This is a genomic window from uncultured Nocardioides sp. (assembly GCF_947489365.1).
Lineage (GTDB): Bacteria > Actinomycetota > Actinomycetes > Propionibacteriales > Nocardioidaceae > Nocardioides.
Genome location: NZ_CANLDB010000001.1, coordinates 1,074,170 through 1,090,350, shown reverse-complemented (window position 1 = coordinate 1,090,350; position 16,181 = coordinate 1,074,170). Strand labels below are relative to the sequence as shown.

Here is a 16,181-nt window from a genome sequence, read left to right as displayed (position 1 = left end):
TTTCCGAAGCTTATCCGCGAGTGAAGGGCAGATTACTCACGTGTTACTCACCCGTTCGCCGCTCGTGTACCCCCGAAGGAGCCTTACCGCTCGACTTGCATGTGTTAAGCACGCCGCCAGCGTTCGTCCTGAGCCAGGATCAAACTCTCCATCGAAAACCATGGAAAATCCATAACCATGACCAAACAAAACAACTAGCAAACCCAAAACGATAGAAACCGTCAGGGCATACAAACTAATTCATCATCATATGAATGACACACTGTTGAGTTCTCAAACAACACACCCATGTCACAGCTTCGTCCCTCAGGGACCAGCACCCTTGACCAGGATCCGCACGCTACTCCGACTCGCTGCCAGGTTCAAAACTGGCGAGAGGCCCGGATGGTGCGGGGCGGCTGCCCCTCACCGAGAGCCCGACCAGACCGGCCTTGCTCCCCGTCGTGCTTCGGGGCAACGAGGTGAAACATTAGGCAGGTCCGGCGCCGGGGTCAAATCCATCCGCGGTGACCTGCGCCACAGGCCCCTCCGGCGCGCTCCACGCGCAGCCCGGCGGCGTCCTGCGGACCCGTGCAGCCGGCCAGTCGGAGCGCCTCGACGGCCTGCTCCGACAGGCCTTCCGCCCAGGCGCTCACCCCGTCGGCTCCCTGCTGCAGCGCCCAGGAGACGGGCCTGCCCACGAACACGCACCGCGCGCCCAGCGCCCAGGCGACGAGGAGGTCGACGCCGTCGCGGACCCCACCGTCGACGTACACCTCCACGTCCGTCCCGACCGCGGACACCACGCCGGGCAGCGCGTGGGCGGTCGGCACGACCCGGTCGAGCTGGCGCCCCCCGTGGGTCGACACCCAGACCGCGGCGGCCCCGGCCTCGGCGCACCGACGGGACCCGTCCGGGTCCAGCACACCCTTGACCACCACCGGGAGACCGGTGACCTCACCCAGCCAGGTGACGTCGGCGGGCCCGAGGTCGGTCGCCTTGGCGGCGCCGGGGCTGGTGTCGTCGTACCCGGGGTCGAAGTTCACCCGGACGGAGGAGGGCGGCACGACGTCCCACACCAGGCCGGAGGGCCCGAGCAGGCGCGTGCTGACCACCGGGGTGTCAGCCGTGAGGACCACGGCCCGGGCGCCGGCCTCGACGGCCCGGCGCAGCAGGCCGAGCGCCAGGCCGCGCTCCTGAGGGACGTAGACCTGCAACCACCAGTCGACGCCGGTCGCGCCGATCTCGGCGAACGGCGTCGCCGCGTTGCTGGTGACGACCAGCGGCGTGCCCGTCGCCGCGCAGGCCCTCGCCACCGCGAGCTCGCCGTCGGGGTGGATGGCGCGCTGGAGCGTCGTCGGTGCCACCCCGAAGGCCCGGCGGTACGGGCGACCGAGGAGCTCGCAGCCGAGGTCCACGCGGGTGGTGTCGGCGAACGTCCGGGGCAGGAGCCGCCAGTCGCGCCACGCGGCCGTCGCCTCCCCCACCGAGATCCCGGCCCCCACTCCCTGGGCGACGTACTCGCCGACGGCGCCGCCGATCGGGTCGTGGTCCCACCCCGGGCGCGCGCCGTCCACGCTCAACCCACCCGGACGCCGGCGAGCTTCTTCTTGCCCCGCCGCAGCACGAGCCACGACCCGGCGAGCAGGTCGTCGGCACCCGGCACGTGGTCGGGGTCGGACACCCGGTCGTTGTTGAGGTAGGCACCGCCGTCGGCGATGGCCCGCCGCGCCTCGCCCTTGCTCGAGACCAGCCCGCTCGCCACGAGCAGGTCGACCACCCCCGGGAGCGGACCGGACGGGACGGTGGTGCCCCCCACCTCCCCCAGCGCCGCGTCGAGCGTCCCCGCGTCCAGCCCTCGCAGGTCGCCGCCGCCGAACAGCGCGGCGGAGGCGGCCTGGATGCGGGCGGTCTCCTCGGCGCCGTGGACCAGGGTCGTCACGTGCTCGGCGAGGGCCCTCTGCCCGGCCCGCAGGAACGGCTTCTCCGCGGTCTGCTCCTCGAGGGCCCCGATCTCCTCGCGCGACAGGAAGGTGAACACGCGCAGCAGCTCGGGGACCTTCTCGTCCTCGACGTTGAGCCAGAACTGGTAGAAGCCGTACGGCGACAACATGTCCGGGTCGAGCCACAGCGCCCCGCCCTCGGTCTTGCCGTACTTCGTGCCGTCGCTGCGGGTGAGGAGCGGTGTCGCGAACGCGTGCACGGTCCCGCCGTCGGCCCGGCGCACCAGCTCGGCGCCGCCGGTGAGGTTGCCCCACTGGTCGGACCCGCCGAACTGCAGCGTGACCCCGTGCTGGCGGTACAGGTTCAGGAAGTCCCACGACTGGAGCAGCACGTAGCTGAACTCGGTGTAGGAGATCCCGCCCGCCTCGAGGCGCCTCTTGACCGTGTCGCGGGCGAGCATCCGGTTGACCGGGAAGTGCTTGCCGACGTCGCGGAGGAAGTCGATGGTCGACAGGCCCTGCGTCCAGTCCAGGTTGTTCACCATCGTGGCGGCGTTCTCGCCGGTGAAGGACAGGAAGGGCTCGATCTGCGACCGGACGCGACCGACCCACTCCGCGACGGTCTCCGCGGGGTTCAGGGTCCGCTCCCCCGAGTCGCGGGGGTCCCCGATCATCCCGGTCGCCCCACCCACCAGCGCGTACGGCGTGTGGCCGGCGTCCTGCAGCCGACGTGCGGTCAGGACCTGCACCAGGTGGCCCATGTGGAGGCTCGGCGCGGTGGGGTCGAAGCCCACGTAGAACCGCACGCTGCCCGCGGCGAGCGCGGCGCCCAGGGCGTCGCGGTCGGTCGAGTGCGCGATCAGGCCGCGCCACTCGAGGTCGTCGAGGAGGCTCACGTCGGTCACGACTGCAGTCTGCCGCACCGCGCCCCGCACGGATCTGGGTACCTCTACTCACGCAATTCGGTCGACATCGGGGCGATGCTGTCTGCCATGACGACATCCACGCCGCCCCCGGCCGCCGAGCCGGCCGCCCCCGGCCGACGCCGGGGCATGGTCGCCACCGCCTCCGCGATGGCGACCGCCACGCCCGAGGACCGCAACCGGGTCGTCGACCTGCTCCGCGCGGTCTCGATCCTCGTGGTCGTGCTCGGCCACTGGCTCGTCGCCGGCATCCAGGTGGGCGGCGACGGCGACGTCGTCAACCGCGACGTGCTGGGCATGGCGCCGTGGCTGCACCCGGCGACCTGGGCGATCCAGGTCATGCCGATCTTCTTCCTCGTCGGCGGCTACGCGAACGGGCTGTCGTGGCGCTCGGCCCGCTCCCGCGGCACGTCGTACGGCGGGTGGCTGCGGGCCCGGCTGCGGCGGCTGGCGCTGCCGGTGGTCCCGCTGATGGTGTTCTGGGCGGCGTTCGCGCCGCTCATGGCCTGGGCGGGCCTCGGCTCGGACTACCTGCGCATCGCCACCACCGCCGCGCTCGTGCCGACCTGGTTCCTCGCGGCGTACGTCGTCGTCGTCGCGGTGGCCCCCGGCGCGCTGGTGCTGTGGGAGCGGTTCGGGTGGGCCTCGGTCGTCGGCGGCGTGGCGCTCGCCGCCCTCGTGGACGTGGCGAGCATCGCCACCGACCAGCTGCTGCTCGGCTTCCTGAACTACCTGGTGGTCTGGGGCACCATCCACCAGCTCGGCTACGCCTGGCTCGACGGCGCCCTGGCCGGTGCCGCCCGGCGTGCCCTGCTGCTGGTCGTCGGCCTGGTCGTCCTCGTGCTGCTGACCACCGTCGGGCCCTACGCCGTCTCGATGGTCGGCGTCGAGGGCTACGGCATCAACAACCAGCTGCCCACCCGCGTCACGCTGGTCTTCCTCGGGATGCTCCAGACCGGGGTCGTCCTGCTCCTCGAGCCCGCGCTGCGGCGGCTCGCCTCGCGCCACGGGGTCTGGACCGCCACGATCCTGGTCAACGGCCGGATCATGACGCTCTACCTGTGGCACCTGACCGCCATGGGCGTCGTGATCGCCGCCTCGCTGGCCCTCGGCGGCGTCGGGCTGCGCCTCGAGCCGCTGACCTCGCAGTGGTGGACCTCGCGTCCGCTGTGGCTGCTGGTGCTGGCGCTGACCACGCTCGTGATGGCCGCCCTCGCGGGCCGCTTCGAGCAGGCCGGGCGCGACGACCGGCCCTCCCCCGCCGCCTGGCGCCCCGTGCTCGCCGTGGTCGGCATGGCCGCCTCCCTCGGGGCGATGGCCTACGTGGGAATCGTCGACGGCGACACGGTCAACTGGTGGCTCCCGCTCGCGCCCGCGGCCATCGTCCTGGCGACCGGCGTCGCCAAGCCGCCGCGGGTCCTCAACCGGGCCTGAGCAGGTCCCGGGCCGGCCATCGGTTTCGCCTCGCGTCGCCGACCTGCCTACGATCGCGCCGTGCGGCCCGTGCGGAGCGGGGACCGCTCCCCTCACGGGGGCAGACCGATCCGGAACGACGCCAGAACGACGCAGGGGAGTGAGCTGGGTGATCCCGCACGACGTCTCCGACCGCTACCGCCTGCAGCGCGAGATCGGACGCGGCGGCATGGGCGCCGTCTACCTCGGCGAGGACGTCCTGCTGGGCCGCCCCGTCGCGCTGAAGCGCATCGGCTACGCCCCCGAGGGCCCCCAGGAGGTCGTCGACACCGTCCGCGCGGAGCGCGAGGCGCGTCTCGCGGCCATGATCAACCACCCCCACGTCGTCGCCGTCTACGACCTCGTCGAGTCGGGCGACGCGCAGTGGCTCGTCATGGAGTACGTCGAGGGCACGGCGCTGTCGGAGCTGGTGGAGTCCGAGGGCCCCCTGCCCGGACGGCGGGTCGCCGACCTGGTCGCGCAGGCCGCGGACGCCCTGCACGCCGCCCACGTCGCGCACGTGGTCCACCGCGACGTCAAGCCCTCCAACATCATGGTCACCGTCGACGGCCAGGTGAAGATCAGCGACTTCGGCATCGCCCGCGGCGAGACCGACGCCTCCCTCACCCGGACCGGGATGGTGACCGGGTCGCCGGCCTACCTCGCCCCCGAGGTGGCCTCCGGGCGCAGCGCGACGCCGGCGAGCGACGTCTGGTCGCTGGGCGCGACGCTCTTCCACGCCCTCACCGGCCGGCCGCCGTACGCCGTGGAGGACAACGTCCTCGGCACGCTCTACCGCATCGTGAACGACGACCCGCCCCGCCTGCCGGCGGGCGACCCCCTGGCCGAGCTGCTCGCGCACACCATGGCGCTCGAGCCGGCCGAGCGGTGGACGATGGCCCAGGTGCGGGACCGGGCGCGCGCCGTCGCCTCGGGGGACGGCGCGCCCGCCGCCCCGGGCTCCACGCAGGTGCTCGCCACTCCCCCGCCCGACCGGCCCGAGCCCTCCTTCCTGGAGACCGCGACCCGCCGCGAGCCCGACGGGCCCGCCGCCCGGAGCACCACGAAGACCGTGACCTCCTCCGGCAGCCGCGCCGGCGGACGGTCGCGCGCCCTCCCCGCAGCGGTCGTGGCCGTCGCCGTCGTCCTCGTCGCGCTGATCGGCCTCTGGCTCGGGCTCCAGGGCGGGGACGACGACACCCAGCAGGCCGAGCCCGGTGGCGACGCCGGGTCGTCGGCGCCCGCGTCGCCGTCGGCCTCCCCCTCGCCGTCGGAGTCCCCCTCGGAGTCGGAGTCCCCGGAGGCGGACGCCGAGGACATGGCCGCCTTCGTCGAGGGCTACCTGGGCACGGTCACCTCCGACACCGACGCGGCGTTCGACCAGCTGACCCCGGGCTTCCAGGAGGCCAGCGGTGGGCTCGACGGCTACCGCGGCTTCTGGGACACCATCGAGTCGGCGCAGGTGAGCGACGTGCAGGCCGACCCCGGGACGATGACGGTCAGCTACACGGTCGACTACACGCGCACCGACGGCAGCACCACCACCGACACCCCGACGCTGCGCCTCGAGCTCACCGACGCCGGTGACTACCTCATCGCCGGCGAGAACTGACGGGGCTCCCCCGACGAACGACCCGCCCGGACCGGGTTCGCCGGACACGCCCCGACCCGACCCCTATGTTTGCCTCAGCAAGCATCAGCGCGGCGGGGTCGCGGGACCGGAGGGGACGAGTGACTCACGCGGAGCTGTACCGACTCGTTGTCGAGTCCTCGGCCGACGGCCTGTGGGTCCTCGACGCCCGGGGTCGCACCGTCTTCGCCAACCAACGGCTCGCCGACATGATGCGCACCGACCGTGCGGCGCTCACCGGCCGCGACCACGCCGAGTTCCTGGACGCCGAGGGACGGGAGCAGTGGACGGCACGCCTGGCCCGCGGTGAACCCCCGTCCCACCCCGTCGAGTGCCGGTTCGTGCGGGGCGACCGGACGACGGCGTGGTTCCTCGTGACGGAGGCCCACCTGCCCGGTCCCGAGGGCGGGAACATCCTGCTCAGCCTGAACGACTTCGACGAGCGGCGCCGCCTCGAGGCAGCGCTGGAGGCGAACCGCCAGGAGCTGCTGGAGGCCCACCGGGTCGCGGGGCTGGGCAGCTGGACCGCCGACCTCACCACCGACACGCTCACCCTCTCGTCGACCTTCGTCGAGCTCATCGAGCAGCCGACCTGTCCCACGACGCGCTCCTGGGGCGACACCCTCGACGCCCTGCAGCCCGCTTCGCGCACGGCCGTCGACGAGGCCGTCGGCGCCCTCGGGCGCGGGGAGGCCGACACACGCACGATCGACCTCCGGTCGCAGCCGACCGGGCCCGAGCGCTGGCTGCGGGTCCGCGTCGTGGCCCACCGGCAGGACCGTCGGCTGGTCGGGCTGTCGGGCACGGTGCAGGACGTCACCGGCATCCACCAGTCCGAGACCGCCCTGCGCGACCTGGTCAGCCAGAACGAGCTCATGCGCGCCGTCGCGGTCGCCGCGAACGCCTCGCAGAGCCTCGGTGAGGCCCTGACCGCGTGCGGCCCGCTGGTGGTCGGGCACGACGGGTGGCGCCGCGCCCGCACCTTCGACCCGGACGACGCCCTCACCGAGTGGCCGCTGTCGTTCGGTACCGGGTCCGTCCCCCACGACCCCGACGTACCGGACCGCGAGCGACGCGTGGCCCGCTCCGCGCTCGGCGCGACCGGCCCGGTCTGGGACGAGGAGACCCGGACGACCGTCGCCTGTGCGATCACCGCCGCCGGCCGCCCGGTCGCGGTCATCGTCATGAGCTCGGACTCCCCGGTCGGCGACCACGACACCGTCTCGGACATGGTCACCCGGGTGGTGGCCCAGCTCTCCAGCGTGGCCGAGCGCGAGGCCACCGCCCACGAGCTCGCCGCCGCCCGGGACGCCGCGGAGGAGGCCTCGCGCCAGAAGTCCGAGTTCCTGGCGACGATGAGCCACGAGATCCGCACGCCCCTGAACGGGGTGATCGGGCTCAACGACCTGCTCCGCACGACCACCCTGGACGAGCACCAGGACCGGCTGGTCTCCGGCGTCGGCGCCTCCGGGCGGGCCCTGCTCGGGCTCGTCGACGACATCCTGGACTTCTCGAAGATCGAGGCCGGGCAGCTGCTGCTCGAGACCATCGACGTCGACCTGCGCGCCGTCCTCGACGACGTCGTGGCGATGACGGCCGAGACCGCCCGCGCGCGCCGGGTCGAGGTGGTCTGGCACTGCGACCGCGACGTGCCCGCCCTGGTCCGCAGCGACCGGGTCCGCCTCACGCAGGTCGTGTCGAACCTCGTGTCCAACGCGGTGAAGTTCACCGAGGACGGCGAGGTCGTCGTCTCGCTGCGGGCCGTCGGCCCGACCGGGCCGACCGTCCCGCTGCTCCTCGAGGTGAGCGACACCGGTGTGGGCATCGACCCGTCGCGGGTCCGGAGCATCTTCGAGCCGTTCATCCAGGCCGACGCCACCACCACGCGGGAGTACGGCGGCACCGGGCTCGGCCTCGCGATCGTCCGCGAGATCGTCGGCGCGCTCGGCGGCGAGGCCGGCGTGCGGAGCGAGCCGGGGTCCGGGAGCACGTTCTGGTGCCGCCTGCCCCTCGCACCGACACCCGGCGCCCGCGGCACGGTCGCGGACCTCGCGGGCCGTCGCGCCCGCGTCGTCGACGACCGGATGACGCGCCGTGAGGCGCTGGTCGACCGGCTGGTGCACTGGGGGATGGACGCCGACGGCGTCGACCCCGCCGACCCCGCTGACCCGGCTGAGTCCGCGGGGGCCGTCGACGTCGTCCTGCTCGGGCCGGGCGTGCGGAGGTCGCCCGCCGAGGGGTCCTCCCCCGCCGCACCGGTCGTCCACCTCCTCGAGCCGGGCGAGGTCCTGCCCGAGGCCGGGGCGGGTGTCCGCACCCTCGGTGTCGAGCAGCCCGTGACCGGCGACCGCCTGCGGCACGTCCTCGTCGCGGCGGTCCACGGCACCGATCCGGCCGGGCAGCACGCACCGCGTCCCGGACCGGCCACCCACCCGGGTGGGGACCGCGGCACCGGACGGGCCCCGGAGGCACGCGGCGCCGGGGGGCGTCGCGGCCGGGTGCTGATCGTCGAGGACACCCCGGTCAACCAGCTGGTGGCCGAGGGGATCCTCTCCGCCCTGGGCTACGACTCGGAGTCCGTGGACGACGGCGTCCGGGCCCTGGAGCGCCTCGCCGCCGACCCCGCGTCGGACCCCGCGTTCGACCTGGTGCTGATGGACGTGCAGATGCCCCGCATGGACGGGTACGCGACCGCGCGGGCCATCCGGGAGCGGGAGGCCCGGTCGGGCGCCCGCCGGCTGCCGATCGTGGCCATGACGGCCGCGGCCGTGACCGGCGAGCGGGAGCGCTGCCTCGAGGCGGGCATGGACGACTTCCTCACCAAGCCCGTGTCGCCGCCGCACCTCGCCACCGTGCTCGCGGACCAGCTGCCCGGTGCCGGCGGCGACCCCGCCCCGCCGGCCTGCGACACGGCACCGGCCGTCGCGCCCGAGACCACCGGTACCGTCTCCGTGGTGCAGGCTGACGAGGCTCCGGTGGACCTCACGGAGCACCTGGAGCACCTGGACCTCGAGCGCCTGGACATGCTGCGCGACCTCGACCCCGGCAACACGTCGTACGTCGACCGGGTGATCGGCAACTTCGTCCGGAAGACCCCCGACCTGCACACCCGCATCGCCGACGGCATCGAGGCCGGGGACGCCGCGGCGGTGACCGCGACCGCCCACCGCCTGCGGGGCAGCGCCCTCAACCTGGGTGTGCCCCAGGTCGCGGAGACCGCCTTCGCCCTGGAGCTGGCCGGCGAGCGCGGCGACCTGGCTCCGGCTCCCGCGCTGCTCGCGACGCTCACCGGACGCCTGGAGCGGGGCCGCGACGCGGTCCTGGCGTACCGACGCTCGTACGGCGGCGCGGCGGACACCTGAGGTTCTTCGCCTCGTCTTGCCCTGGTCTCACCGTCCTCTCAGCCCGGGCGGCCACGGTGGTGACATGACCGACGAGCGACCCTCCGACAACCGCCCCCCGCAGCCCTTCGTGCCCCCGGCCGCACCCGTGCCGCCCTCGTCGCAGGGACGACCCGGACCCGTCGGCGACCCGTTCGCCCCCACCCCGCCCACCGGGTACGGCGCACCGCGCTGGAACCCGCCGCCCTACGGCCCGCCCCGGGCCACCGCCGTGGCCGAGCCCCCGCGCGCCGGCCGGAGGGCGACGCTCGGCAAGCCGCTCGTCGCCGGGCTGCTGGTGGCGGCCCTGACCATGGGCGGGCTGGCCGGTGCGGTCGGCGGCATCGCCGCCGGGTCGGGGACGATCCCGTTCGCCGCGACCGTCGACGACAGCGTCACCACCGCGACCGTGACCAGCGGCACCGACGACGACGCGCCGGAGGGCTCGACGGAGGCGGTGGCCGCCGCGGTCCTGCCGTCCGTCGTCAAGATCAACGTCTCCTCGCAGCAGGGCGAGGCGAGCGGCTCGGGGATCATCCTCAGCTCCGACGGCGAGATCCTCACGAACAACCACGTCGTGACCGGCGTCGGCGACGGCGCCCGGCTCACGGTCAGCCTGGACGACGGCACCACGGTGCCGGCCGAGGTCGTCGGCACCGACCCGGTGACCGACCTCGCGGTCATCAGGGCCCAGGACGTGTCGGACCTGACCCCCGCCAGCATCGCCACCGACGACGTCGTCGACGTCGGCGAGGACGTCGTCGCCATCGGCTCGCCCTTCGGCCTGGAGGCCACCGTCACCGACGGCATCGTCAGCGCGCTGAACCGTCCCGTCTCCGTGGGCGGCGAGACCGGCACCGACGAGACCACCTACCCCGCCATCCAGACCGACGCCGCCATCAACCCGGGCAACTCCGGCGGCCCGCTGGTGAACCTGGCCGGCGAGGTCGTCGGGGTGAACTCCTCGATCCGCTCGGGCGGCACCTCCGGGGAGGGCGGCTCGATCGGCCTCGGCTTCGCGATCCCGATGAGCAAGGTCTGGCCGGTCGTGGAGCAGCTGCGGGCGGGCGAGACCCCCACGCACGCCCAGCTCGGCGTCAGCGTGGGCGACGTGACGAGCGACGACGGGCTCGTCACCGGGGCCCAGGTGCAGTCGGTGGAGCCAGGCTCGGCCGCCGACGAGGCCGGGCTCCAGGAGGGCGACGTCGTCACGAAGCTGGACGACGTGACCGTCTCCGGCTCCGAGAGCCTCGTCGCCACCGTGCGCGGCGAGCGTCCCGACCAGACGGTGACGCTGACCTACCTGCGCGACGGCGACGAGCAGACCGCCGACGTCACGCTGGACAGCGACGCGCAGACCACGGCGTCCTGAGCCCGGACCCGCCCAGCGGGGCGGGCGGGCCGGAGCAGGACGGCGGCGCGGCCGGGCTCAGACCCGGTCGCGCCGTCGGTCCGCGCGCAGCGCGAGCACGTTGAGGGACGCCCAGCCCAGCGTCACGGCGAGGACCTTCGTACGGACACCGGAGTCGTCGGCCTGGCGGGCGAGGAGCAGCCCGTCGGCGACGTCGAGCCCGATGCGGATGCGCATCGCGGCCTGCACCGTGGCCGGCTCCTTGCCGGTCAGGGCGACGCCGCTGACGACCAGGTCGCGGACCCCGAAGACCCTGGCCACGTTGTCGTAGCTCTCGAGCTCGCCGCGGCCGGCGTCCATCGCCGAGCCGAGGTGTCGCGGCTCGGCGAGGGCGTAGACGGCGTAGCCCGCCGTGAGGACGGACATCAGGCGGCTGTAGCGGAACGGGCGGCGCTGGCTCATCCCCCAGTCGTACCAGAGGCGCCTACCGGTCGGGGTCGGGCGGCTCGCGCCGGTCCCAGGGCCGTCGCTCCAGGCCGGCGGTGCGGTCGCCCGACACCCCCGCGTTCGCGACGAACGCCGCCGCGGGCGGCAGGACGGCGGCGAGGACGCTCATGCCCACCGCGAGGGGCACCGAGAAGAAGCGCACGACGTTCCAGGCCAGGAGGACCAGGCCGAGGCAGACCACCATCAGGAGCAGGTAGACCCGGCGCCGGGTGGCGCGGGAGAGCGGCGGAGCGGCCATGGGCCGAACCTACGCCGGGCCCACCGCCGGGCTGGTGGGGCGTGTCGGGCTTGAACCGACGACCGAGCGATTATGAGTCGCTTGCTCTGACCGACTGAGCTAACGCCCCGGGCGAGACATGGCGCGACCCTATCCGGCCTGTCCGGCGGCGTCCTCGCGCCACTGGACCTGGTGGCACCGCGAGACCGTGACGAAGCCGAAGGCACGGTTGACCGCGACCATCGCGGCGTTGTCCGGGTCGGTCCAGGTGTGCACCAGGCGGCGGGGCTCGTCGAGCTCGGCCAGTGCCTCCAGGTTGGCGAGCTTCACCAAGGTGCCCAGGCGCCGGCCGCGGTGCTCGGGCATGACGAGCGTGTCGTCCTGCAGGGCGGTGTCGTCGTCGTGGGGTGCGAACAGCAGCGTGTACGCCGCCATCTCCTCGTCCGCCGCACGCCGGGCCGCCGCGACGAGCACCGTGTACGAGCGGGAGGTCCGCTCCTCGCTCGACCGCAGCCGGGCCTCGTCCCACGTCACCGGCGTGCCGGCCAGCTCGCCCGTCGGGACGTCGTGCTCCATCCGGGTCCGCAGCGCGCAGTAGGCTTCGACGAGGTCGTCGGGGCACCGGCCCCGCCAGGTGACGACCTCGTAGCCGCCGGAGGCCGCCGTCGCGTGCTCGACCAGCCGCTCCCGGTGGCCGGGGTCGACAGGGAGGCCGAGGACGAGGTGGTCCTCGAGGTGCACGAGGCGGAACCCGAGCGCCTCGGCGAACGCCGGGCCGGGTGCGTCGCCGTCGGCCACCGGGACCTCCAGCTCGGCCTCGACGGTGGTGCGACCCAGGCCACGGCGACGGCGGTCGACCTGCTGCCACAGCGCACGCCCGACGCCGCGCCGGCGGGCGCCGGGGCGCACGTGGACGTCGGCGGAGCAGAGGTGGTGGTCCTCCTGCAGGGGCCACGTCAGCTCGGCGACCCCGACGAGGCTCCCGCCGTCGCGGGCCTCCAGCAGCAACCGGTCGACGTACGCCGAGGGGTGCTGCACGCTCGCGCGGAGGGCCTCGAGGGTGCGGTGGGCCGCGTGGGGGTCCGACGCCCGCACGGACTCCGCCTCGAGGGCGTGCCAGGCCGCGAGCGCCCCGTCGTCGGTCAGGTCGGTCTCGCGCACCAGCAGGCCCATGAGGCCATCGCACCCCGGCCGCCCCCTGGCGGGCAAACCGGTTTCGTGGTCATGCTCGGGGGATGACCCAGGACCGCGCCGAGACGCCGTCACCGCTCGCACCGCTGACCGAGGACTGGGACCGCGCCCTGTGCGTGGTGGCCCACCCCGACGACCTGGAGTTCGGCGCGGCCGCCGCCGTGGCGCGGTGGACCGGGCAGGGCAAGCAGGTCGTCTACTGCATGGTCACCTCGGGCGAGGCCGGCATCGACGCGCTGCCCCCGGAGGAGTGCGGACCCCTGCGGGAGGCGGAGCAGGTCGAGGCCGCGCGCCTGGTCGGGGTGAGGGAGGTCGAGTTCCTCCGGATGCCCGACGGCGTCCTCGAGTACGGCGTCGACCTGCGGCGACGCATCGCGCACGTCGTGCGTCGCCACCGCCCGGACGTCGTGGTCACGGCGAACCACCGGGAGACCTGGGGCGGCCGGACCCGCAACCAGGCCGACCACGTCGCCGTCGGGCGGGCGGTCCTGGACGCCGTCGGTGACGCCGGGAACCGGTGGGTGCACCGCGAGCAGCTCGTCGACGGCCTCGCCCCCTGGGGAGGGGTCCGGGAGGTGTGGCTGTTCGGCTCCCCCGAGGCGACCCACGCGGTCGACACGACGGGGACGCTCGACGCCGGGGTGGCCTCCCTGGAGGCCCACCGGGCCTACCTCGACGGCCTCGGGTGGGAGGGGTTCGACGCGGGTGAGTTCCTGGAGGGGATCAGCCGCCCGACCGGGCAGCGGCTCGGGGTCGCCCACGCCGCGGCCTTCGAGGTCGTCCCGACCGGGTGGGGCGAGTAGCCGCCCGGGCCCGCACAGCCCGACGGGCCTGCGCCGTCCCCCCCCGCGGACGGCGCAGGCCCACCCCCGGGATGTCCTGCCGCACGGGGACGCTGTGGCTCAGCGCCCCCTTCGAAGCTCACCTCTGCTTGAAGACCTCGACGTAGTCGACGCGCAGCGCGACGGTGTCCTGGCCGGCCGGCATGGACGGCCACTGCCCGTTCATCTTGTGCACGTGGGTCTGGAAGCCGATCCACATCGCCTTGTGCGGGATCTTGGTCACGTCGCGGACCGTGTGGACCTTCTGGCCGTCGATCCAGTAGGACAGCTCGTCGGCCGCCCACCGCATGGACACGGTGTGGTACTTGCTGAAGTCCATGCCGTGGTTGAACTTCTGGTCCACGCCCCGGCCCGTGGCGGACGACGGGCTCTTGTAGTGGGTGCTCTGCGCCATCATGTCGCGGTTGCCGCGCGACTCGTAGATCTCGTAGAAGTCGATCTCGGGCGGCCAGCTGCCGTCCGTCGGCCAGGTCAGCGCCGCCGCGGAGAACCCGGTGCCCTTGTCGAAGCGGATGCGAGCGTCGATGCGGCCGTACTGGCGCACCGTCTCCTTCCACTTCCACCCGCCGACACCACCGCTGCGCCAGCCGTCCGGCGTCATCCGGTTGTGCAGGACCAGCTCACCGTTCGACACCTGGACCTGGGAGCCCTGCCAGACGGTGTCGCCGCAGCAGCCGGGGGTGCCCGAGAACGTCGTCCACCTGCTGGTGTCGAGGGCGTTGCCGTTGAAGTCGTCGCGACCGACGCTCACCCAGTCGCCGGTCGGCTCGGTCGGCGGCTCCGGGTCGGTCGGCTCCTCGGGCTCCGTGCCGACGTCGGGCCGCTTCCAGTCGTAGACCTTGATCCAGTCGATGCTCGTGGTGGCGCCCTGGGCGCTGGCGGGGACCCGGCCCTGGGCGTTGCGGTGGACGACGGTCTGCAGCAGCGGCCAGAGCCGGCCCGTCGGCAGCAGCTCGGCCGTACGGTCGATGCGGGTGACGACCCCGTCGATGAGGTAGATGACCCTGGAGGCGTCCCAGCGGACGCTGAACGTGCGCCACTGGGTGAAGTTGCCGCGGCGGGTCGAGGACTTGCGGGCGCTGGTGCCGTCGGCCTTCCGGAAGTGCGTCTGCTGCACCGCTTGCTGGCGGGAGCCCCAGGTGGCGGGGCTGGAGTAGAGCTCGAGGGCCGGCGGCGCGGACTGCGAGTCGGGCCAGAGCATGAGGTTGGTCTCGACGCCCGCACCGGCCGCGGTCATGACGCGCATGTCGACGCGCCCCTGCCGCAGGTTCCCGGCGTCCCAGCCCCACCCGCCGACCGTGCCGGACGACCAGACGCCGTTCTTCCCGGATCCTCCGCTGAGCCGCAGGGCCCCCTTGCGGACCTTGGCCCGCCAGGGACGGAAGGTGTGGGACGCGTCGCCCGAGGAGCGGGAGTCGTAGACGTGCCACCGGTCGCGGTCGAGCGTGGTGAAGTCCTCGGTGTCCAGCAGCTTCCAGTCACCCTCGGCGACACCGGGCTCGACGGCCTGGGCTGCGCTGCTGAGGGGGGCGCCGGCGAGGGTCCCCGTCGAGGGGACCGTGGTCGCCGCGGCCTCGGTCGAGACCGTCCCGGCAGCGACGACGAGCGCGGCGCTGGAGGCGGCGAGCAGACGACGGACACGGCGACGGGTGTCACCGTGGGTGCTGGATCCTGAGGGAAGAGACATGGGGCGACTTCTCCGGCTTCGGGGTGCCCGCGGGGTCGGGCACGAGAGAAATCGTGAGGTCTCCTCTGGGTTGTTGCAGGAAAACCGCAAAAGTCAGCGACACGCCGTGTGACCTGCGATTATCGATGGCTCACACGGGCCAGAAACGCCTCAGGAGCCTCTCGTGTCACTCCCGTCACTGGCCTCCAGACGTGCGGAGAGCCGCGCCACCTCGACGCGCAACGCGTCCAGCTCGCGGGTGGACTCGTCCTGCTCGTCGCGCACGGCCTCGACCAGCCACGAGGCCAGGGTCGCCGTCACGGTGCCGAGCAGGGTGATCCCGCCGATCATCAGCAGCACGCCGACCACACGGCCCGTGCCGGTGACCGGGTAGACGTCGCCGTACCCCACCGTCGACATCGTGGCCGCCGCCCACCACAGCGCGTCGCCGTACGTCGTGATCAGTGCGCCACGGGCACCCCGCTCGGCGTCGAGGACCGCCAGGGCGGCGACCGCGGCGAGGACGACGGCGCCGCTGACGACGTACAGCGCGACCCGGCCGCGCAGGCGACCGGCGGCCGACCGGTTCAGCACCTGCACCAGCGTCAGGAGCCGGAGCAGCTGCAGGGGTCGCAGCAGCGGCAGCACCAGGATCGCCAGGTCCGGCAGGTGACGCACGAACCACCGACGGCGATCGGCGGCGCCGGCCAGGCGCACCACGTAGTCGACGCCGAAGACCACCCAGACCACCGTGACCGTCAGCGAGGCGACCCGCCGTCCGGGCTCCGGGAGGTCGGGGTCGAGGATGGGCCAGGCGTAGGCGACGAGGAACACCAGGGCCGCGACGATGAGCGCCCACTCGGTGCGGCGCTCCCAGGCACTGCGATCGGGAGCCACGGGCGGAAGCCTAGAGAGGTGTCCCGGGCGACGACGCGCCCGGGACTCCTGGCTCCCCCGGCTGGACTCGAACCAGCAACCCTCCGGTTAACAGCCGAATGCTCTGCCAATTGAGCTACAGGGGATCGCTCCGCGGTGACGCCGAAGCGGTGGCAGCGCGCGCAACAGTAGCAACCGGCCGGGCGGGCCCACCAATCGGATCG

General features: G+C 73.7%; 12 protein-coding genes, 2 tRNA genes and 1 rRNA gene. 5 read left to right on the top strand and 10 right to left on the bottom strand.

The window, feature by feature from the left end:
* The 3 genes from Q0858_RS05200 to tyrS form a co-directional block, all read right to left on the bottom strand.
* Positions 1-155: ribosomal RNA gene (locus Q0858_RS05200) — 16S ribosomal RNA — on the bottom strand; the annotation flags it as partial.
* Between the two features lie 336 nt (positions 156-491).
* A complete protein-coding gene (locus Q0858_RS05195; protein WP_299051702.1) occupies positions 492-1,556 on the bottom strand; it encodes an alpha-hydroxy acid oxidase in 1,065 nt (354 codons plus the stop codon).
* Between the two features lie 2 nt (positions 1,557-1,558).
* A complete protein-coding gene (gene tyrS / locus Q0858_RS05190; RefSeq protein WP_299051700.1) occupies positions 1,559-2,827 on the bottom strand; it encodes a tyrosine--tRNA ligase in 1,269 nt (422 codons plus the stop codon).
* Positions 2,828-2,914: 87 nt separating this feature from the next.
* Here tyrS and Q0858_RS05185 point away from each other — a divergent pair, with 87 nt between their 5' ends.
* The 4 genes from Q0858_RS05185 (at position 2,915) to Q0858_RS05170 (ending at position 10,679) form a co-directional block, all read left to right on the top strand.
* Positions 2,915-4,279, top strand: coding sequence for an acyltransferase family protein (locus tag Q0858_RS05185; RefSeq protein WP_299051698.1), 1,365 nt, complete (start codon positions 2,915-2,917; stop codon positions 4,277-4,279).
* A gap of 139 nt (positions 4,280-4,418) precedes the next feature.
* On the top strand, positions 4,419-5,909 hold the full coding sequence (locus tag Q0858_RS05180) for a serine/threonine-protein kinase (protein WP_299051696.1): 1,491 nt from the start codon (positions 4,419-4,421) through the stop codon (positions 5,907-5,909).
* Between the two features lie 119 nt (positions 5,910-6,028).
* A complete protein-coding gene (locus Q0858_RS05175; RefSeq protein ID WP_299051694.1) occupies positions 6,029-9,289 on the top strand; it encodes an ATP-binding protein in 3,261 nt (1,086 codons plus the stop codon).
* Between the two features lie 64 nt (positions 9,290-9,353).
* Positions 9,354-10,679: a trypsin-like peptidase domain-containing protein gene (locus Q0858_RS05170; protein WP_299051692.1), complete on the top strand. Its 1,326-nt coding sequence runs from the start codon at positions 9,354-9,356 to the stop codon at positions 10,677-10,679.
* A 57-nt stretch (positions 10,680-10,736) separates the two neighbouring features.
* Here Q0858_RS05170 and Q0858_RS05165 read toward each other — a convergent pair whose 3' ends face one another.
* The 4 genes from Q0858_RS05165 to Q0858_RS05150 all read right to left on the bottom strand — a co-directional run bounded on the left by Q0858_RS05165 (position 10,737) and on the right by Q0858_RS05150 (position 12,555).
* The gene (locus Q0858_RS05165; RefSeq protein ID WP_299051690.1) at positions 10,737-11,120 is read right to left on the bottom strand and encodes a hypothetical protein; all 384 of its coding nucleotides are present in this window, start codon (positions 11,118-11,120) and stop codon (positions 10,737-10,739) included.
* A 22-nt stretch (positions 11,121-11,142) separates the two neighbouring features.
* On the bottom strand, positions 11,143-11,403 hold the full coding sequence (locus tag Q0858_RS05160) for a DUF3099 domain-containing protein (protein ID WP_299051688.1): 261 nt from the start codon (positions 11,401-11,403) through the stop codon (positions 11,143-11,145).
* Positions 11,404-11,435: 32 nt separating this feature from the next.
* Positions 11,436-11,512 (bottom strand) — tRNA-Ile (locus Q0858_RS05155).
* Between the two features lie 20 nt (positions 11,513-11,532).
* Positions 11,533-12,555, bottom strand: coding sequence for a GNAT family N-acetyltransferase (locus Q0858_RS05150; RefSeq protein ID WP_299051686.1), 1,023 nt, complete (start codon positions 12,553-12,555; stop codon positions 11,533-11,535).
* Between the two features lie 62 nt (positions 12,556-12,617).
* Between Q0858_RS05150 and Q0858_RS05145 the strand changes: the two genes are divergently transcribed.
* Positions 12,618-13,376, top strand: coding sequence for a PIG-L deacetylase family protein (locus Q0858_RS05145; RefSeq protein ID WP_299051684.1), 759 nt, complete (start codon positions 12,618-12,620; stop codon positions 13,374-13,376).
* A gap of 118 nt (positions 13,377-13,494) precedes the next feature.
* Here the strand turns inward: Q0858_RS05145 and Q0858_RS05140 are convergent, their stop codons facing one another.
* From Q0858_RS05140 to Q0858_RS05130, 3 genes are all read right to left on the bottom strand, one after another.
* Positions 13,495-15,102: a family 16 glycosylhydrolase gene (locus Q0858_RS05140; protein ID WP_299051683.1), complete on the bottom strand. Its 1,608-nt coding sequence runs from the start codon at positions 15,100-15,102 to the stop codon at positions 13,495-13,497.
* Between the two features lie 150 nt (positions 15,103-15,252).
* Entirely contained in the window at positions 15,253-15,978 is a 726-nt protein-coding gene (locus Q0858_RS05135) for a potassium channel family protein (protein ID WP_299051682.1), read from the bottom strand.
* Positions 15,979-16,027: 49 nt separating this feature from the next.
* Positions 16,028-16,103 (bottom strand) — tRNA-Asn (locus Q0858_RS05130).
* Positions 16,104-16,181: the final 78 nt, after the last annotated feature.